Genomic DNA, 22,851 nt, shown 5'->3' with positions numbered 1-22,851 from the left:
GACTCAGCCGCGGGCGCGGTTGACCGCGCTGGTGACCGCCTTGATCGAGGCGGTCACGATGTTGGCGTCCACCCCGACGCCCCAGACGGTGCGGCCGTCCACCTCGCACTCCACGTACGCGGCGGCCTGCGCGTCCCCACCGGAGGAGAGCGCGTGCTCGTGGTAGTCGAGCACCCGTACCGCGACGCCCAGGGACTGCAGCGCGTTGACGTACGCGTCGATCGGGCCGTTGCCGACCGCGGCGAGCGGGCGGACCTCGCCGCGGTAGCCCACCCGGGCCTCGATCTCGACCTTGCCGTCGGCGGTGCCGATGGCGTAGCCGGCCAGGGCGACCGCCGGGTCGACCTGGTGGTCGACCAGATAGTTGCGGGCGAAGATCTCCCACATGGCGTCCGGTTCGACCTCGCCACCGTCGTGGTCGGTGACCTGCTGGACCACGCCGGAGAACTCGATCTGGAGGCGGCGCGGCAGGTCGAGCTGGTGTTCGGTCTTCATGATGTACGCGACGCCGCCCTTGCCGGACTGCGAGTTGACCCGGATGACCGCCTCGTAGGTGCGGCCCAGGTCCTTCGGGTCGATCGGCAGGTACGGCACGGCCCAGGTGAACTCGTCGACCGGCACCCCGGCCGCCGCGGCGTCGGCGCGCAGGGCGTCGAAGCCCTTGTTGATCGCGTCCTGGTGCGAACCGGAGAAGGCGGTGTAGACCAGGTCGCCCGCGTACGGGTGCCGCTCGTGCACCGGGAGCTGGTTGCAGTACTCGACCGCCCGCTTGATCTCGTCGATGTTCGAGAAGTCGATCATCGGGTCGATGCCCTGGGAGAAGAGGTTCAGTCCCAGGGTCACCAGGTCGACGTTGCCGGTGCGCTCGCCGTTGCCGAACAGGCAGCCCTCGATCCGGTCGGCGCCGGCCAGCAGGCCCAGCTCGGCGGCGGCCACGCCGGTGCCCCGGTCGTTGTGCGGGTGCAGGCTCAGCACCAGGCTGTCCCGGCGGGGCAGGTGCCGGTGCATCCACTCGATCGAGTCGGCGTACACGTTCGGCATGGCCATCTCGACGGTGGCCGGCAGGTTGACGATCAGCCCGCGGTCCGGGGTCGGGTCGACCACCTCGATGACCTTGGCGCAAACCTCCAGCGCGTACTCCAGCTCGGTGCCGGTGTACGACTCCGGCGAGTACTCGTAGTGGATGTCGGTGTCCGGGGTGTGGATCTCCGCGTACTTCTGGCAGAGCCGGGCACCCTGGGCGGCGATGTCGGTGATGCCGTCCCGGTCCAGGCCGAAGACCACCCGGCGCTGGAGGGTCGAGGTGGAGTTGTAGAAGTGCACGATGGCCCGGCGGGCGCCGCGCAGCGACTCGAAGGTCCGTTCGATCAGGTGCTCCCGGCACTGGGTCAGCACCTGGATGGTGACGTCCTCCGGGATCAGGTCCTGCTCGATCAGCTGCCGTACGAAGTCGAAGTCGGTCTGGCTGGCCGACGGGAAACCGACCTCGATCTCCTTGTAACCCATCTGCACGAGCAGCTGGAACATCCGGCGCTTGCGCTCCGGGGACATCGGGTCGATCAGGGCCTGGTTGCCGTCGCGGAGGTCCACCGCGCACCAGCGTGGGGCGGTCTCGACCCGGCGGGTCGGCCAGGCACGTTCCGGCAGGTCGATCCGGAACTGCTGGTCGTACGGCAGGTAACGGTGGAACGGCATCCGGCTGGGGCGCTGCCGGGCGATCGGATCGGTCTCAGCGTCGGTGACGGGTTGAGCCATCTCGGGTGTGCTCCTTGGAACATGTGGCGTCAGCAGATCGGAAGGTGTCGGCGCAGATGCCCGGCGACGGTGCCGGGTGCCGATGGGAAGTTCGGATGTGCTGGACGGCGCGGTTCAACTCCGCGACGAGGTGCCGGCCGGTCAGGCCTCGTCGCGGCAGCCAAGGAGAAGGTACGCCCGCCACATGACAGGGTCACCCTACGTGGTGGGACGGGCCGTGGGAAGGCAGGTCCGGACTATGGGACCGGAGTCACCCGCTCGGGTTCCGGGGTCGCCTCGCCCAGCCGGGGGCGGCGCGCGGCCCACTCCACCAACGGCACCGCCGCCAGGGCGGCGACGGCGAAGAGCGCCGCCAGCGGGAACCAGCCCCAACCACCGGTGCTGACGCCAAGCGCGGTCAGGCCCGCCGGGGCGACCAGGTACTGCAACTGGCCACCGAGCCGGAACGCGCCCACGTACGCGCCGCGGTGCGCGGCCGGCGGCAGGGTGCTGGTGATGCCCCACATGCCCGCCGACTGGACCAGTTCGGCGAGGGTCAGTACCACGGCCGCGGCCACCAGCACCCCGACGGTCACCACCCCGTCGGTCACCGCCGACAACGGCAGGACCAGGCAGAAGAGCGCGATCAGCAGGCCGCCGCCGCGCAGCGCCCGGGCGGCGCCGGTGGTGGTGTCGGCACCCCGGCTGGCCCGGACCTGGAGCAGCACCGCGAGGACCGTGTTCAGCAGCACCAGCGCGGCGATCAGCGCGCGGGGCGCGTCGGTGTGGCTGAGCATCCAGAGCGGCAGCACCACCAGATAGAGCGTGCCGTGCGAACCGAGCAGCCCGGACAGCAGCGCCACCGCCAGGAACGGCCGGTCCCGGAAGACCGCCAGCCGGCTGGCCCGCTGCGTGCTCCCCGGCTGCCCGGGCAGCACGCGGGGCAGCCGGCCGACGAAGACCGCGGTGACCAGCAGCATCGCTCCGTTGAACCAGACCATTCCCCGGTAGGCGGCGGTGGTGTCGAGGGCCAGCACCACGCCGCTGATCACCGCGCCCAGCCCGAAGCCGACGTTCAGCGACGAGCGCTGGTACGCCAGCGCGGTCACCCGCTCCTCCGGCGGCAGCACGTTGATCGAGTAGACCTGCCGGGCCACGCCGGTCGCCGCGTCCACCACGGCGAGCGCGGCCACCACGGCGAGGAACCCGGCGAAGCCCCCCACGAACGGGTACGACGCGAAGAGGGCCGCCTCGACGAGCAGGCCGACCAGCCAGACCCCCTGCGAGCCGTACCGGTCGGTGAGGGCGCCCAGTGGCACGGTGCCGAGCAGGGACACCCCGGCGGCCAGCGAGAGGCCGAGACCCACCTGGGCCGGGCTGAGCCCCAGCGCCCGGGTGAAGAAGACCGCGCTGCCGGCCTGGAAGAGACCGTGGCCGACGGCGTACACCATGGCCTGCACGGCCAGGGCGCGGGTCAGGCCGGCCGGCGGTACGACGTGCCGGACGGCGGTGCGGATGGCGTCACTGGCCCCCATGGCCGGTGAGCCAAGCGTGCCCCCCACGGCCCTGTCGAGCCTTTTAGGCTGAGGCGAATTCTCGGGGGTGCGCGTGTCCGAGTTGCGGTTCGAGCCGGCCGATGTCGCGGGGGTGCGGTTCACCGTCTCACCGGTGTGGGAGACGGTCTCCAGCATGTGGGCGCTGGACGATCCCGTCCGGCACGCCGTGCACCTGCCCTGGGTCGACCGGGCCCGGGTGACGCTCCGCCGGCCGGAGGTGGCCGTCCGGGTACGGCCGCTGGTGGAGCTGACCCGCCCTCGTTGCTGGCTGCCCGACTTCCTCACCCCGGCGGCGCCCCGGCCCGACGTGGAGCTGGCCGAGCAGCTCGACCAGATCGCCGCCACGCCGCCGGAGGTGGTGGTCCGGGACCTGCTCGCCACCACTCCGAAGCGGCCGCTGAGCCCGTTCGGACGGGCCCTGCTCGGCGACCCGCGAGGGCTGCTGCCGCAGCTCGTCACCGCTGTGCGGGTCTGGTACGACGAGGCCGTCGCCCCGGACTGGCCCCGGATGCGTGCGCTGCTGGAGGCGGACGTCGCCCACCGCGCGACCCAGCTCGCCGACAATGGCGCCGGCCGGCTCTTCGGCCAGCTCCACCCGAGCCTGCGCTGGCTCGGCGACCGGGTGGTCAGCGACGATCCGTTCGAGCGGGACTTCGACCTGGGCGGGCGCGGGCTGGCGCTCAACCCGGGCGTCTTCACCGACCGCCGGGTGCTGTGGAACCTGCTGGAGGACTCGCCGCCCGCCGGCACGTACCCGGTCCGCGCGGTGGGCACGCTCTGGGAGGCGGTGGCCGCCGCGCCCGGTGATTCGCTGGCCCGGGTCGTCGGTTCCGGTCGGGCCGCGCTGCTGCACCTGCTGGATTCGGCGGCCACCACCACCGACCTGGCCCGACGTACCGGGATGTCCTGCGGGAACGTGTCGCAGCACCTGTCCGCGCTGCACGCCGCGGGCCTGGTCGCCCGGTCCCGCCAGGGCCGGCACGTCCTCTACCGCAACACCGAGGTCGGCATGGCCCTCCTCGGCGCCGCCCGTGGCACCTGACCCCTCAGCCGCCCGCTCCGCGCGGCCGTCTCGCCCGCCCGGCCGTCCCCGCGCCGGCCGGCTCCGCCCGGGTTGCGGCAACCCGCGCTGTCCTGACGCCGGGAGCCACCGGCATGGGCGCACCCCGAGTCGATCAACGCCGGGGGTCCCGAGTGGCCGAGGGTCAGGGGAGGAGGAGCGCGGCCAGGGGGTGACGACGGCGCAGGGCGGTCTCCTGGTCGCGGAGGTCGGCGGGGAGAGCGAACGGGTCGCCGAGGCGGCCGACGGCCGCCACCACCAGGGGCCGGATCCCGGCCGACAGGTCCAGTTCGGTGGCGAGACCGCCGCGGTCGAAGTTGCTGACCTGAGTCACGTGCAGCCCGAGCGCGCCGGCCTGCACCGTCAGGTGGGCGACCGCCTGGCCCAGGTCGTACGCGGCCCGCTCGTGGCCGCCGGCGTCGGAGTCACCGACGTGTGCGCCGACCACCAGGGCGGAGGCGTGCCGGGCCCAGTCCTGGTCGCGTTCCGGCAGGCTGATGAGGATCCGCTTCCAGGTCTCGTCCTGTCGGTGGCCGAGGGCGAATCGCCACGGCTGCGCGTTCCCGGCCGACGGTGCCCAGCGGGCGGCCTCCAGCAGGGAGGCCGCCTCGTCCCCGGTGAGTTCTGCGTCCGGGTCGAAGGCCCGTGGACTCCAGCGGAAGGCGAGCAGCGGTGTGAGATCGGCCATGTGGTGAAGCGTCCCCGATGGGGGTTTCGTCCGCTCGGGCGGGTGGGTCAGATGTGTCTGAGAGCACCCGTAACGGACAACCCGGTCAGGGCGTTCCCGCGCTGGAACTGTCGTCCGGCGTCGGTGCCTCCCGCCCGACCGGATCGCCGTCGACGACCGGCCCGGCCAGCTGCACCGTGGCCGGCGCCGGACCCGGCTCGCCGGCCAGCCGCAGCGTGCCGAACGCGGCCCGCACCGCGCTCGGCGTGCCGTCCGGCCGGTAGCAGTAGATGCCCACGTCCAGCGGGGCGTTCAGCGAGGCCGAGGTCGACTCGACCGAGTAGCACTCGCCGGCCGCGCCGGGCGGCGGCTCGGCGGGCGAGACCGCCAGCGGCGCCCGGCGGTCGGTGAGCACCTCCAGCCAGTCGGTGAACGGGTGCTGCACCCGGGGATCCAGCTTCCGCGGCACGCTGTCGTCCGGGTCGCCGAGGCGTACGCAGCTCGGCGGCGCGGAGTGTCCGGCCGACGGGAGCGCGCACTGGAACAGCCCGTCCGCGGTCGCGGCGAGCGAGACGTCCACCGTGCCGCCCCGCCCCCAGCCGGGCACGTCCACCCGCCAGGTGTCGTCTTTCGCGCTGGTCACCGTGACCGTCCGGTCCGGCCCGTCCGCGGTGGCGAAGGTGTAGGTGGCGGTCAGGTGCCGGTCCTGGGCGGCGGCGGCCAGCGCGGCCAGCTCGTCGCGGGCGGCGTCCACCTCGGCCGGGGCGACGTCGGCGGTGCTGGTCGGGGCCGGTGCCGGCGGGTCGGCGGTGCAGGCGGCCAGCAGCGCCGACAGGGTGATCGCCAGAACGCCGGTCAGTCGCCGGCCCGCGCGGAGGTGAGCGTGCACCGTGACATTCTGCGGTGCGCGCACGGCTCCGGGGAGCCCGCCGTACGGCTGCCCTGCCGGCGTGTCGCGGCATTCGTGGCCGGCGCGTCCGTCCCTGGTGAGCCGCCCCACGCCGGGCCGGATGGTGGGATCACCCGGCCCGGCACCGCGCGCCGCCCGATACCCTGGGGTGGTCTGACACGCGCCGCCGGACCGGAACCCGGCGGCGTCGGCACGCTCAGGGTCGTCGCTGGGAGGGAGTGCACCGTCGTGGCACTCGTGGTGCAGAAGTACGGCGGGTCCTCCGTCGCCAACGCCGAGCGGATCAAGCGGGTGGCCGAGCGCATCGTCGCCGCCCGCAAGGCCGGCGACGACGTGGTCGTGGTGGTCTCCGCGATGGGGGACACCACCGACGAGCTGCTCGACCTGGCCAACCAGGTCAGCCCGTTGCCGCCCGGCCGCGAGCTGGACATGCTGCTCACCGCCGGGGAGCGGATCTCCATGGCACTGCTCGCCATGGCCATCCACAACCTCGGGTACGAGGCCCGCTCGTTCACCGGCTCGCAGGCCGGCGTGATCACCACCTCGGTGCACGGCAAGGCGCGGATCATCGACGTCACACCGGGGCGGCTCAAGGGCGCGCTGGACGAGGGCGCGGTGGTCATCGTGGCCGGCTTCCAGGGTGTCTCGCAGGACACCAAGGACGTCACGACCCTGGGGCGGGGCGGGTCGGACACCACCGCCGTGGCGCTCGCCGCTGCGCTCGCCGCGGACGTCTGCGAGATCTACACCGACGTGGACGGCGTCTTCAGCGCCGACCCGCGGATCGTGCCGAACGCCCGGCACATCAAGAACATCACCTACGAGGAGATGCTGGAGCTGGCCGCCTGCGGCGCCAAGGTGCTGCACCTGCGCAGCGTCGAGTACGCCCGGCGCGCGGGGTTGCCGATCCACGTCCGTTCGTCATACTCGACCAACACCGGCACCATGGTCACCGGATCGATGGAGGACCTTCCCGTGGAACAGGCACTGATCACCGGGGTCGCCCACGACCGCAGCGAAGCGAAGATCACCATTGTCGGGGTGCCCGACGAGCCGGGCGCCGCCGCGAAGATCTTCGAGACCGTGGCCGGCGCCGAGATCAACATCGACATGATCGTGCAGAACGTGTCCACCGAGGGCACCGGGCGCACCGACATCTCGTTCACGCTGCCCAAGACCGACGGCCCGACCGCGATGGCCGCGCTCAGCAAGATTCAGGAGTCGGTCAAGTTCAAGGGCCTGCTCTACGACGACCACGTCGGCAAGGTGTCCCTGATCGGTGCCGGCATGCGCTCGCACCCCGGCGTCGCGGCCGGCTTCTTCGCGGCCCTCGGCGCGGCCGGGGTCAACATCGAGATGATCTCCACGTCCGAGATCCGGGTGTCCGTGGTCTGCCGGGACACCGACCTGGACGAGGCGGTCCGGGCCATCCACGACGCCTTCGACCTGGGCGGCGACACCGAGGCCGTGGTCTACGCGGGCACCGGGCGGTAGCCGGCATGGCGTCGCTGCCCACCCTCGCCGTGGTCGGGGCGACCGGTGCCGTCGGCACGGTGATGTGCCAGCTCCTCTCCTCGCGCCGCAACGTCTGGGGTGAGATCCGGCTGCTCGCCTCCGAACGGTCGGCCGGGCGGCGGGTGCAGTGCCGGGGCGAGGAGCTGACCGTCCAGGCGCTCACGCCCGAGGCGTTCGACGGCGTCGACGTGGCGATGTTCGACGTGCCGGACGAGGTCTCCGCGGAGTGGGCGGCGGTCGCGGTGTCCCGGGGCGCGGTGGTGGTGGACAATTCCGGCGCCTTCCGGATGGACCGGGACGTGCCGCTGGTCGTACCGGAGATCAACCCGGATCAGGTGCGCAACCGGCCCAAGGGGATCATCGCCAACGCCAACTGCACCACCCTGGCGATGATCGTGGCGATCGCCCCGCTGCACCGCGAGTACGGGCTCCGCGAGCTGGTGCTCGCCTCGTACCAGGCGGCGTCCGGGGCGGGGCAGGCCGGTGCGGACGCGCTGCACGCCCAGCTCGGCAAGGTCGCCGGGGACCGGGTGCTCGGCTCCCGTCCCGGCGACGTGCGGCAGGCGGTCGGCGACGAGCTGGGCCCGTTCCCGGCCCCGCTGGCGCTCAACGTGGTGCCCTGGGCGGGCTCGCTGGCCGACGGCGGCTGGTCGTCCGAGGAGCTGAAGGTGCGCAACGAGTCGCGCAAGATCCTCGGGCTGCCCGACCTCAAGGTCTCCGCCACCTGCGTACGGGTGCCGGTGGTGACCGGCCACTCGGTCGCCGTGCACGCGGTCTTCGCCACCGAGGTGGACGCCGAGGGCGCCCGGGAGGCGCTGCGCAACGCGCCCGGCGTGATCCTGGTCGACGACCCGACGGCGGGCGAGTTCCCGATGCCCATCGACGCGGTGGGCACCGACCCGTCCTGGGTCGGGCGCATCCGCCGGGCGGTGGACGATCCGCGCGCCCTCGACCTCTTCGTCACCGGCGACAACCTCCGCAAGGGTGCCGCCCTCAACACCGCCCAGATCGCCGAGCTGCTCGCCAAGGAGCTGACCCGCCCGTAATCGTGGCGGCCTCGAACGCCCGTCCCGCGGCCTCCGCTCGGTGTCTCCGTGACTCGGCGAGCGTGACCAGGCCCGAAAGGAGTTCGTGTCGTGCGGGTGGGGATCAGGCGGCGGCCAGGCGGACGCCGTCGCGGCCCTGGCGTTTGACCGCGTAGAGGGCCTGATCGGCGCGGCGGAGGGTGCGCTCCGGCGTCTCACCGGGGCCGGGCAGGGCGACACCGACGCTGATGGTCCGGCCGGTACGCCGGGCCGCCTCGGTCAGCCGCTCGGCGATCCGTACCGCCTCCTCCGGGCGGCTCACCTCGATCACCGCGACGAACTCGTCGCCCCCGGTCCGGTACAGCTCGTCGCCCTGCCGCAGCGCCCCTTCCAGCGCCCGGGCCAGCCCCACCAGCAGCCGATCCCCGGCCTGGTGTCCGTACGTGTCGTTGACGTCCTTGAACCCGTCCACGTCGATCGCCAGCAGGGCCGTACGCCCCGGAGTGGCGCTCGCGATCCGCTGGCCGAACGGTCCGGTGTGGCGCAGCCCGGTGAGCGGGTCGGAGCTGGCCTGCTCGCGCAGCCGGGCGAGCGTACGCAGCCGGTCGAGGCAGGTCCACGCCTGCCCGGCCAGCAGCTCCATCAGGTTGACCGTGGTCGGGTCGGGGCGCAGCAGCCGCTCGTCGGCGATCAGCAGCAGGCCACCGCCGTCCGGCGGCCCGACCGGCACCGCCGCCAGGGTGCGTGCCCCGGCCCGGGCGAGCGGCAGGTAGTCCTCGGTCGGCGGATGCCCCGCCTCGCCGAGCGTGTACGCCGAGCCGTTCCGGTGTGCCCGGGCGATCATGCGGCCGAGCGCGTCGGGTCCGGCCCCGGTCAGCTCGGCCCGGACCCGCGACTCCAGCTCACCCGGCGGGTCGGTGGGCGCACCGAGGCGGGGTCCGCGCCGGCCGGTGAGGAGCAGCACGGCGGCGGAGAGCCCCGAGACGTCCCGGGCCGCCGTGATCGCGGCGGCCATCAGATCCCAGTCGGTGGGGGCGGCGGTCATCGCGGCGGCGTACCGGAGCAGCTTCTCGCTGCGGCTCTCCGCCGGCGGGCCGCCGAGCATCATGATCCGGGCGCCCAGCTGCCCGGCCACCCGTTGCGCGGTCTCCCGCCAGCGCTCCACCTCGACCGGGCCGCTCCACTGCAGGTCGAGCACGCCGAGCGCGCGCCCCGCCGGGTCCAGCACCGGTACGCAGATCTCGGCCGTCACGTCGGGGCGTACCGGCAGGTAGTCGGGGTCGCTGGTGACGTCGGCGACGACGGCCGCCTCGCCCGAGGCGTACACCCGGCCGACGATGCCGGTCTTGGGCGGCACCGTCGAGAAGACCTGCCAGGCGCCGGTGGCCGCGACGCAGCGGAGCCGGTCGTGGACCTGGAGCAGGACCGAGATGGTCGCGGGGGTGTACCGGGCGAGCGCGGTGGTCGTCCACTGACACGCCTCCAGCGCGGTCGACGCCATCGGCAGGCGGACCGTGACGTCTCGGACGACTCGCTCGTGATCCACGTCGTTCCTGGTCGGAGGGGGAGGGGTGCGATCAAGGGTACTCAGCGGACGGCTCGTCGGCCTTCGTACACATGTGCTATCCACAGGGTGTGGACGCGGCCTGTGGATGCGCCCGGGCCGCGTGGCGGGGGCGGTCGGCGATAGCGTGGGGGTCCCGGTCCCGAGGAGGCGTTCGATGCTCATCGCCCAGCTCAGCGACCCGCACGTGACCACCGGACCGCGCGCCGCCGAGCAGGCCACCGGGCTGCACCGGGCCCTCGGTCGGGTGCTGGCCCTGCGCCCCCGTCCCGACTGCGTGGTGATCACCGGTGACCTGGTCGACAACGGCCGTCCCGACGAGTACGTCGCGCTCCGCGAGATCATCGGGCGGTTCCCGCTGCCGGTGCACCTCGCCGCCGGCAACCACGACGACCGGGAGTCGCTGCTCGACGCCTTCGGCGGCACCCCGTACCTGGGCGGTGGCTTCTCGGCCTACTACCACGTCGACCACCCGGACGTCACGGTCGTGATGCTCGACTCCCTCGCCCCCGGGGACCACGCCGGGCGGCTCGGCGATGAGCAGCTCGGCTGGCTCGACGGGGTGCTCGCCGGCCGCCCCGAGGTGCCCGCCGTCGTGTGCCTGCACCATCCCCCGGTCGCGGTCGGCATCCCGGCCATGGACGCGATCCGGCTCACCGACGCCGATACGTTCGCCGCGGTGATCAGCCGCCACCCCCACGTCGTACGCGTCGCCGCCGGCCACCTGCACCGGGCGGTGACCGGCAATTTCGCCGGCACGGTGCTGACCACCGCGCCGAGCACCTGGATGCAGGTGAGCCTGACCATGACCGACGATCCGGAGATCTGGATGGTCGCCGAGCCGACCGGCTTCCTGCTGCACCAGGTGAGCGACGGCGGTTGTGTCACGCACACCGTCCAGGTGAGCCATGCCGCCGGACGGACCTGCGGGTTCTGACCGGATGGACCGGCTCTGGTACGTCGCGTACGGGTCGAACCTGCACTCCGCGCGGCTGCTGCGGTACCTCGCCGGGGGACGCCCGTCCGGCGGGTTGCGCACGTACCCGGGCTGTCGGGACTGTCGGCCACCGCGCCGAGCCGTTCCGGCGCTGGTCCCCGGCGGGGTCTACTTCGCCGGCGAGTCACGGGCCTGGACCGGCGGGATGGCGTTCTACGACCCGGAGCTGCCCGGGCGGGCGGCGGTGCGCGGCTACCTGGTGACGGCCGAGCAGTTCGCCGACATCGCCGCCCAGGAGATGTACCGGCCACCCGGCGCGGACCTCGACCTGGTCCACGCGGCGGCGGCGCGCGGTCGGGCCACCCTGGGCCCGGGCCGCTACGAGACCCTGCTCCGGGTCGGCACGCGGGACGGCCTGCCCATGCTCACCTTCACCGCGCCGGTGCGGGCGGCCGAGGTGGAGTGGACCGCGCCCGCCCCGGTCTACCTGGGGACGCTGGTCCGAGGGCTGCGCGAGGCGCACGGCTGGGACGCCGGCCGGATCACCGCCTACCTGGCCGGCCGGCCGGGCGTACGCGGCCACTGGTCCCGGGCCCGGCTCCGGCGGGTGGTGGCGGGGGCGGTCGGTCCTGGCGTCCGGACGCGGCGGGGCCGCCGGGAACGCGTCCCGACGGCTCGCCGTCAGCTCCCGTGACCGGGTGGGGTCAGAGGATGGAGAGGATCCGGTTGAGCAGGGCGACCAGCCCGTTCAGGGCGCCCCCCGTGCCGCCGGTGCCCTGGAACACGCCGGCGACCGCGCAGAGCAGGCTGCCCGCACCCTGCTGCGCGGTGATGTCGAGGACCACCTCGTTCAGGTGGACCTGGAGACCGAGCAGGGATTCTCACCTCTGCTCCAATTCGGACGCCCAGTATGGTCCTCCGGGGCCCGACGGATCGACCGGGCGGCGCGGGCTGCCGCACTCTCGGCCCGATGGTCGAGTTCGGACAGTGGGATTCCGATGCCGGGTCGTCGCCGCGTGATCAACTTTCGGGTGCGCCCGATCGTCCCGAGGGATGTATTTGCCGGGTCAGAGGTTGTCATGCGTAATGGTTCCCGATGACATGGAACGACCCGCGGCGCCGGCTCCTCGTCCCTCGGAGCCGGCGCCGCGCGCTCGTGGCCCTCAGCCGAGCAGCGCGTCGCGCAGCGCGGGGGCCAGGGCCTCGGGTGGCACCTCGTGGAAGCCGCCGGCCAGGCTGAGGTGGGTGGCGCCGGGAATCGCCCCGGCGGTCGCCGCGGCCGCGTCCCGCAACCACTCCGGACTGCCGGTGCTGTCCAGCACCACGGTCGGGACGGTGATCGCGGCGAGCCGGCCGGCGGGCAGGGCGCCGTCCCCGGTGACCGTGGTGTCGTACGCCAGGGTGTGCGCCAACCCCTCCATCCAGGACCACTCCGGTGCGCCGCGCATCCCGGCGACCGCCTCGGCCGGCACGCCGACCGCGTCGGTGAGGAACAGTTCGACGGCGTCCCTCCGTCGGCCGGCGGAGACCAGCTCGGTCAGCCGGTCGGACAGCCCCGGCTTGCTGCCCCCGTGCGGGCCGGCCTGGAACGGCGGCTCGAAGAGCGCCAGCCCGGTCACCGGCAGCCCTTCGCCCGTCGCGTACGCGGCCAGGATCGCCCCCGACGACAGGCCGTAGAGATACGCCGTGCCGCCCGCCCGCTCGATCAGGGCCGCCACGTCCTCGATCTCCCGCTGCACCGCGTACGGCCCGGTGTCCTCACTGCCGCCCCGACCCCGCCGGTCGTAGCCGTACACCGTGAAGTCGGACGCCAGGGCGGCGCCCAGCGGACGGGTGGTGCTCCGGTCGTTGAAGGCCCCGCCGACCAGAACGATCGGCGGGCCCTCCCCGGCGGACTCGTAGGCGATGGCGGTGCCGTCGGCGGACCGCACCCTGCCCACCGTCCAGGTGGTCCCGTTCGACGTCATGGCTACTTTCTAACCGAGACCTGTGACAGCGGGGGGCCGTGAAGGAATTCACCTGCCCGTCATATCGGACTCGTCCGGCATACCGCTACGGGTCGGCCTGCCAATTCATGATTCTGCGGTGCCGCCTCGGTCGACCGATCGCCCGGTGGATGAGAAGCTTGCCCCGGCAGGGCGGCGTTCCCCCGACAGCCGCCCTCGCGACGACCCCTGTCACGGCACGGATCAGGGTCGCCGGGCGAACCATCGTCCGGACAGCCACGCGCCGAATCTCACGAGGAGTTCCATGTCCGTCCCCGGGATGCGTCGGGCCGCCGTCGGCCTGGCCGCGCTCGCCGCGACCGCGTTCACCGCGGTCGCCGTCAACCCCAACCAGGCCGAGGCCGACCCGAAGCCGGTCGACGTCAAGCTGCTCGCCCTCAACGACTTCCACGGCAACCTGGAGCCCCCGAGCGGCTCCAGCGGCACCATCGCCGGGCAGGCCGCCGGCGGTGCGGAATACCTGGCCACCCAGCTCAACATGCTGCGGGGCGCCACCGAGGAGGAGCGGGAGCACACCGTCACGGTCGCGGCCGGTGACCTGATCGGCGCCTCCCCGCTGCTCTCCGCGGCCTTCCACGACGAGCCGACCATCGAGGAGATGAACCTCGCCGGGCTCGAGTTCACCAGCGTCGGCAACCATGAGTTCGACGAGGGCGCCACCGAGCTGCTGCGGATGCAGAACGGCGGCTGCCACCCGGTGGACGGCTGCGCCGACGGCACCCCGTTCGAGGGCGCCAAGTTCCAGTACCTGTCGGCGAACGCCTTCAAGACCGCCACCGGCCAGCCCCTGCTGCCGCCCTACGGCATCAAGAAGATCGACGGCGTCAAGATCGGCTTCATCGGGATGACCCTGGAGGGCACCCCGCAGATCGTCAGCCAGCAGGGCGTCGCCGGCCTGTCCTTCGCCGACGAGGCGGACACCGCCAACAAGTACGCCCGCATCCTGCAGGCCAAGGGCGTGCAGGCCATCGTCGTGCTGCTGCACGAGGGTGGCGTGCAGAACGGCGGCGGCATCAACGACTGCACCGGGTTCAGCGGCCCGATCGTCGACATCGCGAACCGGATGGACCCGGCCATCGACGTGATCGTCAGCGGCCACACCCACGCCGCGTACAACTGCAACATCAACGGCAAGCTGGTCACCAGCGCCAGCTCCTTCGGCCGCCTGGTCACCGACATCGACCTGAAGATCGACCGACGTACCAAGGACATCGTCAGCGCCTCGGCGAACAACGTCGTGGTCACCCGGGACGTCCCGAAGGACCCGGCCAGCACCGAGCTGATCAACCGGTACAAGACCGCGCTCGGCCCGGTGGCCGACAAGGTGGTCGGCGAGACCACCACCGCGATCACCAAGACCCAGGAGAACCTGTACCAGACCGGGGTCGACGCCAACGGCAAGCCGACGTACCAGACCGGTGAGTCGCCGCTGGGCAACCTGATCGCCGACGCCCAGCTCGCCGCCACCGACAACGAGCAGAACGCAGTCGCCGCGTTCATGAACCCCGGTGGTGTCCGCGCCGACCTTGACGCCGGCCCGGTCACCTACGCCGAGGCGTTCACCGTCCAGCCGTTCACCAACAACCTGGTGACCCTGGACCTGACCGGCGCCCAGCTCTATTGCCTGCTGGAGCAGCAGTTCACCGTCGCCCGCGTGCTGTACGCGTCCTCGACCGTGCACTACGTCGTCGACACCAACGGCACCACCGCCGCCGCCGGCGACCCGTGCAGCGGCAGCCGGGTGGTCCGGGGCAGCCTCACCATCAACGGCACCCCGGTCACCGACACCGCGACCTACCGGGTCACGGTGAACAACTTCCTCTCCGGCGGTGGTGACGGCTTCAGCGTCCTCACCGGTGGCACGAACGCCGTCACCGGCATGATCGACCTGGACGCCTTCACCGCGTACCTGACCGAGAAGTCGCCGGTCTCCCCGCCGGCGCTGGACCGGATCCAGACCACCGCCGAGGTCCCCGCCGCCTGACGCGGACCCGGCACGACGACGGGCCCCGGAGCATCCGCTCCGGGGCCCGTTCGCGTACCGGCCTGCCCGCCGCGGGCGGCCCGCACGCGCCGCCCGCCCGACGCCGGGTCAGACCGAGACCGCCGCCGGCTCCCGGGCGACCAGGTCGGCGGTCAGGCGGCCGTCCTGGGCGGGGGTGAGCAGCCGACGCAGCGACAGGGCCAGCGCCGAGGCGGTCAGGCAACCCCCGACCACCACCGCCACCCAGAGCCGCCCGTGCGCGGCGCCGATCAGCGGGCCGGCGGTGACCGGGCCGATGATCCCGCTGATCCCGAAGATCATCGAACTCATCGCGTTGTAGCGGCCACGCAGCTCGTCGGTGGCGAGGGCGTTGGTCAGCGCCGGCATCACCGGTGACAGCATCGTCTCGCCGAAGCCGAAGATGGCTGAGCAGGCCACCACGCCGAGCGCGGCGAGCAGCGCGTTGCCCGTGCCGATCACGCCGGCCGCGCCGAGGACCAGCCACGCGGTGGCGAAGACCGCGCCCACGGCGGCGAGCGCACCGGTCCGGCTGCGCCCCTCCATCCGGCGGATCACCAGCAGCTGGGAGAGCACGATCATCACGGTGTTGCAGGCGAGAGCCCAGGCCACCACCCGGGGCGTCACCTCCACCACCCGCACCGAGTAGGCGGTGAAGCCCACCTCGATCTGCGCGTATCCACAGGTGGTGAGCACCAGGCCGAAGAGGACCAGGCGCCGGAACGGCCGGTCCCGCAGCACCGTGAGGTACCCCCCGGTCGCCCGCCCGGCGCCGGCCTCCCGGGCCTGCGCCAGCCGGTGCCCGACGTGCGGCAGGGTCAGCAGGATCAGGCCCGGCGTCAGGTAGCTCAGCGCGTCCAGCAGGTAGATGGCCTGGAAAGTGACCGGGCGGGCCACGTCGACGATTGCGCCCGAGATCAGGCCACCGATCCCGATGCCGAGGTTGAGCAGGGCGAACTGGAGACCGAACACCCGCTGCCGCTCGCCGTCGCCGGTCAGCGAGGCGAGGATCGTGGTCTGGCCGGACCAGAGCACCGAGCCGCCGACCGCGATCAGCGTGCTGACCGCGAACGCCGTCCCGACGGAGTGGACCAGCGCGAGCGAGGCCGTGCCGACCGCCTCGACCAACAGGCCGGGCAGCACCACCCGGCGGGCGCCGAACCGGTCGATCAGCGTCCCGCCCAGCGGGGACAGGACGAGGGTCACCGCGCCGAACCAGCCGATCACCAGGCCGGCCTGGTTGTCGGTCAGGCCGCGGACGTCGGTGAGGTAGATGAAGAGGAACGGCAGGGTCAGGCCGCGCCCGACGGCCGACAGCAGGGTGCCGATCAGGATCCGACGGGCTTCCGGGCGGGCAGGTAGGGCGCGGCGCAGCATGGCTGGATTGTCCGCGTAAGGTCTGACAACCCGCGAGCGGATTACCGCCCCTGCTGCGCTGGGCAGAGCCGGTGGGTGAGCAAGCACACGCCGTCTGCCATGCTGGCCCGGTGACCACGACCTGGCGACACCTGCCCGCACCCGCCCGGGAGATCGCCGATGCGGCCGCCGAGGCGGTCGCCGCCGCCCACGAGCGGGACGCCGAGGCGTACGGGCCGGCGGTCGTACGGCTCACCGCCGCCGACCGCGCCGGCCTGGTGCTCGGCGGGGTGGTGCGGCTGCTGCTGGAGGAGACCCACCCGGACGGGCTGGACGGCGACGACGTCCGGCGGGTGCTGGAGCGCTGCGTGCGGTCCACAGCCGCGTGGCGGCCCGACGTCGACCCGCACGTGCTGCTGGTGCTGCTGGCCGGTGCGCTCGGCGTGTACGACCCGTCCGACGACGATGCGCCACCCGACCCGGCCGCGATCGCTGGGCATGCCCCGCTGCTCGTCGCCGACCTGCTGGCCGCCGCCGGCCGCCCGCTGGGCGGCTACCTGACCGCCGCGTTCGCCGAGGTCGCCCGCACCGAACTGCACGACTGAGCCGGCCCCGCCGCCGCCCGGCGCGGGCCGCTCAGGACGGGCGGAGCAGCGTCCCGGCGCCGTGCCAGGCCACCGGAGCAGCCCGTACGCTGCCCGCAGCCTGGCCACGTGCTCCCGCGACCACGACCCCAGCTACGCGACTTCTCTCGGTACGGCTTCCGGCACCACTCCCGAGGCGTGCACCGTCCACGGTTCAGAGGTAGCCCCGGTGGGCGAGGAAGCGCTGCACGAACGCGCCGACATCGGGACGGTGGAGATCGAGTTGGCCGTGCCCGGTATCGGTGATCATGAGCTGCGTCGGGTGACCGGCGGCCAGCAGCGCCGTGGCCAGGCCGAGCGTCTGGGTGGGCGGCACGGCAAGGTCGTTCGCGCCGTGCGCGAGCAGCACCGGGGTGCCGGCGCCGAGGTGTGACGTGACCGCGCAGTCGAGGGTGCCCGCATCGCCGGGCGCGGGTACGTGTCCGAGCAACTGGTGCCACGGGTTCCCCTCGGCGCGGGCCCGGGGCCAGTCCGGGGCGAGCGGATCGACCGGGGGCTCGAAGGCCAACACCGCGTCGACGTCGCCGGGCCGGTCCACCCCGCGCAGGCCGAGGTGCAGGGCGAGGTGTCCACCGGCCGAAGCCCCGGCCACGACCAGCGGAATCCCCGGCACGAGGGCGGCGCGGGCCTCGGCACGCAGGTCGTCGAGCTGCGCGGGCCAGGTCGCCTCGCCGCTGAGCCGGTAACGGGCGTGCACCAGCCGCAGGCCGAGATTCTCGAACAACGACACGTCCGTGTCCTCGCGCGAATGCCAACCGCCACCGTGCACCCACAGCACCACCGCACCGTCCCCCATGATCGGCGATCCTAGGGTGTCTCGCCGCCGCGCGTCCAAGGCGTCGGGTGGCCGGCACAGCACCGTGCGCCGATCCGGGGTGCCCCGCTTGATCGACTCGCGATGCGGCAAGGCGGGGTGCCGGCGCTCGGTGACACCCCGGAACACCGCAAGCCGAGGGCGCGGTCCGGCCGGAGGCCCCGGGGCGCCGGACGACCGCACCGGTCCAGACAGGGCACGGTCGAGCCCGGAAACGAATCAAGACCCCTCCGTGGAGGGGCCTTGACCTGCTCTTACCTCTGGTCGGGGTGGCCGGATTTGAACCGACGACCTCTTCGTCCCGAACGAAGCGCGCTACCAAACTGCGCCACACCCCGAGGCGTGCCGACAAATAGTAGCCCACCCGCCCCGAGGGTCAAACTCGGTACCCCCTTCCCCGAAGATCAGCGGGGGATGAGGGTGAGCACGCTCGCCTCGGGCGGGCAGGCGAACCGGACCGGCGCGGTGGGGTGCGTACCGAGGCCGGCGGAGACGTGCAGCCAGGAGTCCGAGCCGGGCCAGCGGTGCAACCCGCGGGCCATCGAACGGGGCAGCCCGCAGTTGGTCACCAGCGCGCCGTAGCCGGGTACGCAGACCTGGCCGCCGTGGGTGTGGCCGGCGAGCAGCAGGCCGAAGCCGTCCGCGGCCATCCGGTCCAGCACCGCGGGCTCCGGGGAGTGGGCCACGCCGACGGAGAGGGCCGGGCCGGCGCTGACCGGCCCGGCCACCGCGTCGTAGTCGTCCCGCTCGACGTGCGGATCGTCCACGCCGACCAGTTCGATCTCCCGGCCGCCGGCCTTCAGGGTGGTTCGCGCGTTGTTCAGGTCGACCCAGCCCGCGCCGGTGAAGACGTCCCGCAGCTCCTCGTACGGCAGCGGCACGCCCTCGGAGTACTCCCGGTCGGGGAGGAAGTAGGTGAACGGGTTCTTCCAGACCGGCCCGGTGTAGTCGTTCGAGCCGAAGACGAAGGCGCCGGGCAGGTCGAGCAGCGGTTGCAGGGCCCGCAGCACGCCCGGCACGGCGTCCGGGTGGGCCATGTTGTCCCCGGTCACCACCACCAGATCCGGGTCGAGCGCGGCCAGCGAGGCCACCCAGTCCTGCTTGCGCCGCTGGTTGGGCGTCATGTGCAGGTCCGACAGGTGCAGTACGCGCAGCGGCTCGGCGTCCGTGGCGAGCACCGGTACGTCGTACCGGCGCAGGGTGAACATGTTGCGCTCGATGAGCGACGCGTACGCCAGGGTGGCCGCACCGGCGGCGACGGTCCCGGCCCCGAGCCGGAATAGTGTGCGCTTTCGCATGGCGTCCAGGGTAGTTTGACCGTTCATGAGCACGCTGAAGGACCGTCTCACCGCCGACATGCGCGCCGCCCTCAAGGCGCGCGACGAGCTGACCACCTCCACCCTGCGGATGGCCATCGCGGCCGTCGGCAACGCCGAGGTCGCCGGCAAGGAAAAGCGCGAGCTCAGCGACGACGAGGTGCTCGCTGTGCTGACCAAGGAGGCCAAGAAGCGGCGCGAGGCGGCGGCGGCCTTCGCCGACGCGGGTCGCGCCGAGCAGGCGGGCAAGGAGACCGCCGAGGGCGAGGTGCTGGAGCGCTACCTGCCGAAGCAGCTCTCCGACGCCGAGCTGGCCGAGCTGGTCGGGGGCGCGCTCGCCGCCGGTGGCTTCACCGGCAAGGCGCAGATGGGCCCGGCCATGAAGGCGGCCCAGGGCGCGGTGGCGGGCCGGGCCGAGGGCGGCCGGGTCGCCGCCGAGGTACGCCGGCAGCTCGGCCTCTGACCGGAGCGCCGGCGGCCACCGGCGGCGGGTGAGGCCGCCGAGGACCGGCGCGCGCCGACGACGAAGAACGGGCGGGCACCCCACCTGGGGTGCCCGCCCTTGCCGTCGTCCGGATCAGCCTCGTGGTCGCCCGGGTTTGGTGCTGCCCGGTGTCGGATCCGTCGGGGTCCCTGGTCCGCTCGGCTGGCCGCCGCCCGCGCTGACCTCGATGGTCACCACGCCGCCCTTGATGGTGCGCCCGTCCGGGCTGGTGCCGGCGGCGCTGCCCTTCGGGCAGTCGGACGGGACCGGGCTGCTGGCCACCACCACCTCGAAGCCTGCGCCGCGCAGCCGCGACTTGGCGGTGTCGATCGACTGGCACTTCACGTCGGGGATGGAGCGCTGGTCGCCCTCGATGATCTTCCCGCTGGGCGGCGTGAACTCGATCCGCTTCTTGCCCTTCATGGCGTCGCGGAGCGTCTCGTACACCGCCGGGTTGATGCCGGTGGGGACGTCGTGGCCCATCTTCTGGGTGGTCTGCGGCCAGTCCGGGTCGGCCTCGATGCCGGCCACCGCGTACTGCTTGGTCATCGCCACCAGGGCGGAGGTCTTCTCCGAGTCGGTGGTGCCGGACTTGCCGGCGACCGGGGCGTTGACGATCCGGCGGACGTTGCCCGCGGTGGCGGTCTTGCACTTCGAGGTGGAGGAGTGGTCACCGACCGGGCAGCGGGCGGCGTCGACCGCGGCCCGGGCCACCTGGGTGCTGATCCGCTGCTCGCAGTGCGGGTTGGCGATGTCGAGCTTGTCGCCGTCCGGTCCCCGGATCTCCTGCACCGGGATCGGCTCGCAGTACTTGCCGTCCGCCGCCAGGGTGGCGTACGCGTTGGCCAGCTCCAGCGGAGTGGTCTGCGAGACACCGAGGGTGAACGCGCCCCACTGGTGCGCGGCGTCCTTGTTCGCGGCGAACTTGGCGTCGCTCGACGCGCGGAAGGTGATGCCCAGCTTCTGCGCGGCCTTCACCACGTTCTCGGCACCGACCTGCTGTTGCAGGGCGACGAAGAAGGTGTTGACCGAGAAGCCGAAGCCGCTCCACATGTTGTGCACGCCGGCCATCGCCTTGCTGGCGTTGACCGGACAGTAGAAGTGCGTGCCCTTGCAGGCGGCCGGGTTGCTCGAGTCGATGATGTACTCGGACTTGAACTGCTGCTGCGCGTTGATCGTGTAGCTGAGCGGGTAGCCCTTTTCCAGTGCGGCCACCAGCGTGAAGATCTTGAAGGTCGAGCCCGCCTGGTAGCCGGTGATGCCGGGACCACCGGTGATCAGCGGGTTGACCGTGTTCGGGTAGTTGCCCCGGATCTTCTTCTTGGCCTTCTTCGGGTCGCTGGAGAGCTTGTTCTGCGGGTGGTTCGGGTCGTCGATCTTGAAGTTGCGGTTGACCGCGACCGCGCGTACCCGGCCGGTCCCCGGCTCGATCACCGCGACCATCCGGGCCGCCTTGCTGTTCACGCCCAGGTGGTTGCGGACCGCCCTGTCGGCGGCCTTCTGGGCCTGCACGTCGAGGCTGGTGGTGATGGTGTAGCCGCCGCTCTTCAGCCGGCGTTCCCGGTCGTACGAGGTCGAGCCGAACGTCTCCTGCTGCAGCCACCAGCGGTAGAAGTAGTCGCAGAAGAAGCCCCAACTCTGCGTGTTGGTGGCGACGCAGCCGTTCGGGGTGCGCTTGTCCTTCACCACCAGCTTGATCTTCTTGGCCTGGTCGGCCTGCTCCTGGGTGATGGCGCCGATGGTCACCATGTTCTGGATGACGTAGTCACGCCGCCCGACCGCGTCCGGGTAACCGGCCTTGGTGGTGGGGTCGAACGCGGTGGGTGCCTTCACCATGCCGGCCAGCATCGCCGACTCCTGGATGTCGAGCTTGCTCGGTGGCTTGCCGAAGTAGACCTGGCTGGCCGCGTAGATCCCGTACGCGCCGTTGCCGAAGGCGGCGATGTTCAGGTAGCGCTCCAGGATCTCGTCCTTGGTGAGCTCCTTGTCGATCTGGAGCGCGTAGCGCATCTCGCGCAGCTTGCGGGCGCTGGTGTCCTCGGTCGCCGCGACCACGTCGGCCGGGTGCGTCGCCGAGTACGAGATGGCCAGCCGGACGTACTGCATGGTGAGCGTCGACGCGCCCTGCCGCGAGTTCGTTGCGGACTGGTTGTTGACGAACGCCCGGGCCACGCCGTTGAGGTCCACGCCGTTGTGCTGGTAGAAGTCGTGGTCCTCGGCCGCGATGATCGCCTTCTGCATGAGCGGCGAGATGTCCTTGAGCTTCACGTCGCGGCGGTTCTCGTCGTACATCGTGGCGAGTGGCGTCTTGCCGTCGGCGGCGAGCAGATAGCTGATCTGCGGGGCGCGGGCCACCGTCAGCTCCTTGGGCAGGGCACCGAAGGTCTCCGCCCCCGCCTTCGCCGCCAGTCCGGACATCGCCACCGCGGGGAAGGCCGCCGCTGCGACCACCACGCCGGCCAGCAGGCCACAGACAAGCAGCGATGCGGCGTTGGTCAGCACGTTGTGGTCACGTTTCCGCATCCAGGTCACCTCGACAGGGTACGCGAGTAGGGAACGAGGGGCGCGCGGGGAACTTTCCCCATTTCCAGCGCGTGCCGGCCTCGTTGTGCTAAACGCACGAGCCCTGGTGCGTGGTTGCGTGAACCTGGCGAAAGTCTCCCCCGAATGGGGGAGCGCCGCAGCGTTTTCACGTACTCCGGCCGGGTAGACGGCGGGCGAAAGCCCGGGAAGCCGGGAGTGTCCGGAATGATGGATTTAGCCGACAACGTTGCGTAATCGGCCAACTACACAGCATGATGGTGGCGGCGACAGCCGCACGTCATCCGGCCGCCCTGGGGAGGCCGGCCGGATGACCGGGGGGTTGATTCGAGGGCTGGTCGCGCGAAGTCGGTAGGCACAGCAAGGGGGGACGTGTACAGATGGGCATGATCACTGACTGGCCGTCACTGGCGGCATGTCAGAACGGGGACCCGGACGCGTTGTTCGTACAGGGCGCCGAACAGAACGTGGCGAAGAGGATCTGCCGGAGCTGCCCAGTTCGGTACGAGTGCCTGGCCGACGCGCTCGACAACCGGATCGAGTTCGGTGTGTGGGGTGGCATGACCGAACGTGAACGCCGGGCGTTGCTGCGCCGTCACCCGCAGGTGACCAGCTGGCGGAAGATGTTCGAGGCCGCCATGAAGAAGAACGCCAAGGAGAAGGCCGGCAAGGACAAGGTCCTGGTCACCACCGCCAACTGATCGTCTCGCGGGTCGGTCG

The 22,851-nt window shown here is 72.4% G+C and carries 20 protein-coding genes and 1 tRNA gene; 9 read left to right on the top strand and 12 right to left on the bottom strand.

The window, feature by feature from the left end; genetic code table 11:
• Positions 1-3 precede the first annotated feature (3 nt).
• Together leuA and ACL02O_RS15560 are read right to left on the bottom strand one after the other, a co-directional pair.
• Positions 4-1,755: a 2-isopropylmalate synthase gene (gene leuA, locus ACL02O_RS15565; RefSeq protein WP_412818776.1), complete on the bottom strand. Its 1,752-nt coding sequence runs from the start codon at positions 1,753-1,755 to the stop codon at positions 4-6.
• A 236-nt stretch (positions 1,756-1,991) separates the two neighbouring features.
• Entirely contained in the window at positions 1,992-3,269 is a 1,278-nt protein-coding gene (locus tag ACL02O_RS15560; RefSeq protein WP_412818775.1) for an MFS transporter, read from the bottom strand.
• Positions 3,270-3,342: 73 nt separating this feature from the next.
• On the opposite strand from ACL02O_RS15560, the gene ACL02O_RS15555 reads away from it, so the two are divergent.
• Positions 3,343-4,332, top strand: coding sequence for an ArsR/SmtB family transcription factor (locus ACL02O_RS15555; RefSeq protein ID WP_412818774.1), 990 nt, complete (start codon positions 3,343-3,345; stop codon positions 4,330-4,332).
• A 163-nt stretch (positions 4,333-4,495) separates the two neighbouring features.
• Here ACL02O_RS15555 and ACL02O_RS15550 read toward each other — a convergent pair whose 3' ends face one another.
• Both ACL02O_RS15550 and ACL02O_RS15545 read right to left on the bottom strand, forming a co-directional pair.
• A complete protein-coding gene (locus ACL02O_RS15550; RefSeq protein WP_412818773.1) occupies positions 4,496-5,038 on the bottom strand; it encodes a nitroreductase family protein in 543 nt (180 codons plus the stop codon).
• A gap of 85 nt (positions 5,039-5,123) precedes the next feature.
• Positions 5,124-5,906 (bottom strand): hypothetical protein, encoded by a 783-nt coding sequence (locus ACL02O_RS15545; protein WP_412818772.1) that lies wholly within the window; start codon positions 5,904-5,906, stop codon positions 5,124-5,126.
• Between the two features lie 249 nt (positions 5,907-6,155).
• On the opposite strand from ACL02O_RS15545, the gene ACL02O_RS15540 reads away from it, so the two are divergent.
• On the top strand, positions 6,156-7,421 hold the full coding sequence (locus ACL02O_RS15540) for an aspartate kinase (protein WP_412818771.1): 1,266 nt from the start codon (positions 6,156-6,158) through the stop codon (positions 7,419-7,421).
• 5 nt (positions 7,422-7,426) lie between these two features.
• Entirely contained in the window at positions 7,427-8,488 is a 1,062-nt protein-coding gene (locus ACL02O_RS15535) for an aspartate-semialdehyde dehydrogenase (RefSeq protein WP_412818770.1), read from the top strand.
• A gap of 103 nt (positions 8,489-8,591) precedes the next feature.
• Here ACL02O_RS15535 and ACL02O_RS15530 read toward each other — a convergent pair whose 3' ends face one another.
• Positions 8,592-9,968: a GGDEF domain-containing protein gene (locus ACL02O_RS15530; protein WP_412818785.1), complete on the bottom strand. Its 1,377-nt coding sequence runs from the start codon at positions 9,966-9,968 to the stop codon at positions 8,592-8,594.
• A gap of 220 nt (positions 9,969-10,188) precedes the next feature.
• On the opposite strand from ACL02O_RS15530, the gene ACL02O_RS15525 reads away from it, so the two are divergent.
• Both ACL02O_RS15525 and ACL02O_RS15520 read left to right on the top strand, forming a co-directional pair.
• Positions 10,189-10,968 carry a phosphodiesterase gene (locus tag ACL02O_RS15525; protein ID WP_412818769.1) on the top strand — a complete coding sequence of 260 codons (780 nt, stop codon included), beginning with the start codon at positions 10,189-10,191 and terminating at the stop codon, positions 10,966-10,968.
• Positions 10,969-10,972: 4 nt separating this feature from the next.
• The gene (locus tag ACL02O_RS15520) at positions 10,973-11,662 is read left to right on the top strand and encodes a histone deacetylase (protein ID WP_412818768.1); all 690 of its coding nucleotides are present in this window, start codon (positions 10,973-10,975) and stop codon (positions 11,660-11,662) included.
• Between the two features lie 10 nt (positions 11,663-11,672).
• On the opposite strand, the gene ACL02O_RS15515 is transcribed toward ACL02O_RS15520, so the two are convergent.
• Together ACL02O_RS15515 and ACL02O_RS15510 are read right to left on the bottom strand one after the other, a co-directional pair.
• The gene (locus tag ACL02O_RS15515; RefSeq protein ID WP_412818767.1) at positions 11,673-11,813 is read right to left on the bottom strand and encodes a hypothetical protein; all 141 of its coding nucleotides are present in this window, start codon (positions 11,811-11,813) and stop codon (positions 11,673-11,675) included.
• A 318-nt stretch (positions 11,814-12,131) separates the two neighbouring features.
• On the bottom strand, positions 12,132-12,935 hold the full coding sequence (locus ACL02O_RS15510; RefSeq protein WP_412818766.1) for an alpha/beta fold hydrolase: 804 nt from the start codon (positions 12,933-12,935) through the stop codon (positions 12,132-12,134).
• A gap of 283 nt (positions 12,936-13,218) precedes the next feature.
• On the opposite strand from ACL02O_RS15510, the gene ACL02O_RS15505 reads away from it, so the two are divergent.
• Positions 13,219-14,958 carry a bifunctional metallophosphatase/5'-nucleotidase gene (locus ACL02O_RS15505; RefSeq protein WP_412818765.1) on the top strand — a complete coding sequence of 580 codons (1,740 nt, stop codon included), beginning with the start codon at positions 13,219-13,221 and terminating at the stop codon, positions 14,956-14,958.
• A gap of 108 nt (positions 14,959-15,066) precedes the next feature.
• Here ACL02O_RS15505 and ACL02O_RS15500 read toward each other — a convergent pair whose 3' ends face one another.
• Positions 15,067-16,353 (bottom strand): MFS transporter, encoded by a 1,287-nt coding sequence (locus tag ACL02O_RS15500; protein WP_412818764.1) that lies wholly within the window; start codon positions 16,351-16,353, stop codon positions 15,067-15,069.
• A 110-nt stretch (positions 16,354-16,463) separates the two neighbouring features.
• On the opposite strand from ACL02O_RS15500, the gene ACL02O_RS15495 reads away from it, so the two are divergent.
• Positions 16,464-16,937 carry a hypothetical protein gene (locus ACL02O_RS15495; RefSeq protein WP_412818763.1) on the top strand — a complete coding sequence of 158 codons (474 nt, stop codon included), beginning with the start codon at positions 16,464-16,466 and terminating at the stop codon, positions 16,935-16,937.
• A gap of 193 nt (positions 16,938-17,130) precedes the next feature.
• On the opposite strand, the gene ACL02O_RS15490 is transcribed toward ACL02O_RS15495, so the two are convergent.
• The 3 genes from ACL02O_RS15490 to ACL02O_RS15480 form a co-directional block, all read right to left on the bottom strand.
• On the bottom strand, positions 17,131-17,772 hold the full coding sequence (locus ACL02O_RS15490; RefSeq protein ID WP_412818762.1) for an alpha/beta hydrolase fold domain-containing protein: 642 nt from the start codon (positions 17,770-17,772) through the stop codon (positions 17,131-17,133).
• Positions 17,773-18,051: 279 nt separating this feature from the next.
• A tRNA-Pro gene (locus ACL02O_RS15485) sits at positions 18,052-18,128 on the bottom strand.
• Between the two features lie 66 nt (positions 18,129-18,194).
• Positions 18,195-19,088 (bottom strand): metallophosphoesterase, encoded by an 894-nt coding sequence (locus ACL02O_RS15480; protein ID WP_412818761.1) that lies wholly within the window; start codon positions 19,086-19,088, stop codon positions 18,195-18,197.
• A 25-nt stretch (positions 19,089-19,113) separates the two neighbouring features.
• Between ACL02O_RS15480 and ACL02O_RS15475 the strand changes: the two genes are divergently transcribed.
• Positions 19,114-19,569, top strand: a complete 456-nt coding sequence (locus ACL02O_RS15475; RefSeq protein ID WP_412818760.1) for a GatB/YqeY domain-containing protein — start codon at positions 19,114-19,116, stop codon at positions 19,567-19,569.
• A gap of 114 nt (positions 19,570-19,683) precedes the next feature.
• Here the strand turns inward: ACL02O_RS15475 and ACL02O_RS15470 are convergent, their stop codons facing one another.
• Positions 19,684-22,113, bottom strand: a complete 2,430-nt coding sequence (locus ACL02O_RS15470; RefSeq protein ID WP_412818759.1) for a penicillin-binding protein — start codon at positions 22,111-22,113, stop codon at positions 19,684-19,686.
• A gap of 398 nt (positions 22,114-22,511) precedes the next feature.
• Here ACL02O_RS15470 and ACL02O_RS15465 point away from each other — a divergent pair, with 398 nt between their 5' ends.
• Positions 22,512-22,832, top strand: coding sequence for a WhiB family transcriptional regulator (locus ACL02O_RS15465; protein ID WP_046564004.1), 321 nt, complete (start codon positions 22,512-22,514; stop codon positions 22,830-22,832).
• The last annotated feature ends 19 nt before the right edge of the window (positions 22,833-22,851 follow it).

It is taken from the genome of Micromonospora mangrovicola (assembly GCF_047200535.1).
Classification (GTDB): domain Bacteria; phylum Actinomycetota; class Actinomycetes; order Mycobacteriales; family Micromonosporaceae; genus Micromonospora.
This window is presented reverse-complemented; position numbering and strand designations above follow the sequence as displayed.

Excerpts from the sequence above, each read along its gene's own strand:
- leuA (WP_412818776.1), bottom strand. The coding sequence starts at position 1,755 with ATGGCTCAACCCGTCACCGACGCTGAGACCGATCCGATCGCCCGGCAG.
- ACL02O_RS15560 (WP_412818775.1), bottom strand. The coding sequence starts at position 3,269 with ATGGGGGCCAGTGACGCCATCCGCACCGCCGTCCGGCACGTCGTACCG.
- ACL02O_RS15550 (WP_412818773.1), bottom strand. The coding sequence starts at position 5,038 with ATGGCCGATCTCACACCGCTGCTCGCCTTCCGCTGGAGTCCACGGGCC.
- ACL02O_RS15535 (WP_412818770.1), top strand. The coding sequence starts at position 7,427 with ATGGCGTCGCTGCCCACCCTCGCCGTGGTCGGGGCGACCGGTGCCGTC.
- ACL02O_RS15530 (WP_412818785.1), bottom strand. The coding sequence starts at position 9,968 with ATGGCGTCGACCGCGCTGGAGGCGTGTCAGTGGACGACCACCGCGCTC.
- ACL02O_RS15525 (WP_412818769.1), top strand. The coding sequence starts at position 10,189 with ATGCTCATCGCCCAGCTCAGCGACCCGCACGTGACCACCGGACCGCGC.
- ACL02O_RS15520 (WP_412818768.1), top strand. The coding sequence starts at position 10,973 with ATGGACCGGCTCTGGTACGTCGCGTACGGGTCGAACCTGCACTCCGCG.
- ACL02O_RS15510 (WP_412818766.1), bottom strand. The coding sequence starts at position 12,935 with ATGACGTCGAACGGGACCACCTGGACGGTGGGCAGGGTGCGGTCCGCC.
- ACL02O_RS15505 (WP_412818765.1), top strand. The coding sequence starts at position 13,219 with ATGTCCGTCCCCGGGATGCGTCGGGCCGCCGTCGGCCTGGCCGCGCTC.
- ACL02O_RS15500 (WP_412818764.1), bottom strand. The coding sequence starts at position 16,353 with ATGCTGCGCCGCGCCCTACCTGCCCGCCCGGAAGCCCGTCGGATCCTG.
- ACL02O_RS15490 (WP_412818762.1), bottom strand. The coding sequence starts at position 17,772 with ATGGGGGACGGTGCGGTGGTGCTGTGGGTGCACGGTGGCGGTTGGCAT.
- ACL02O_RS15480 (WP_412818761.1), bottom strand. The coding sequence starts at position 19,088 with ATGCGAAAGCGCACACTATTCCGGCTCGGGGCCGGGACCGTCGCCGCC.
- ACL02O_RS15475 (WP_412818760.1), top strand. The coding sequence starts at position 19,114 with ATGAGCACGCTGAAGGACCGTCTCACCGCCGACATGCGCGCCGCCCTC.
- ACL02O_RS15470 (WP_412818759.1), bottom strand. The coding sequence starts at position 22,113 with ATGCGGAAACGTGACCACAACGTGCTGACCAACGCCGCATCGCTGCTT.
- ACL02O_RS15465 (WP_046564004.1), top strand. The coding sequence starts at position 22,512 with ATGGGCATGATCACTGACTGGCCGTCACTGGCGGCATGTCAGAACGGG.